The 289-nt window shown below is 41.2% G+C and carries 1 protein-coding gene; it reads right to left on the reverse strand.

All coding sequences use genetic code 11. The annotated features are described in order from the left end of the window. Positions 1–102: 102 nt before the first annotated feature. Positions 103–289, reverse strand: a 187-nt coding sequence (locus IQR33_RS14620; protein ID WP_193843786.1) for a chitobiase/beta-hexosaminidase C-terminal domain-containing protein, incomplete at its 5' end; no start/stop codon positions are given.

Below are 289 nucleotides of genomic sequence, written 5' to 3' on the forward strand. Positions count from 1 at the left end.
AAAAATAATTAGACATCGATCACGCTTAATTTCCTCAAAAAATAAAGAAAGCCCCAACATGATGTTGAGGCTTTGCCAAAAAATTAACTTACAAGAATCGAGTTATTTCACGCTGGTCACTCGACTTGCTTTCTCACCGGTTGCTGACACAGAACGGATAAACACTTCACCTTTCACATTTGGACGAGCATTATCTGCGTAAGTTAGCCAGTTCTTGCCGTCTAGAGAGTATTGAAGCTTCACACCCGGGAACTGAACGTTCATTGCCAGTTTACCCTCTTCAACTTTC

This window comes from Vibrio sp. OPT46 (assembly GCF_015163535.1).
In the GTDB taxonomy this organism is placed as follows: Bacteria; Pseudomonadota; Gammaproteobacteria; order Enterobacterales; family Vibrionaceae; genus Vibrio; species Vibrio alginolyticus.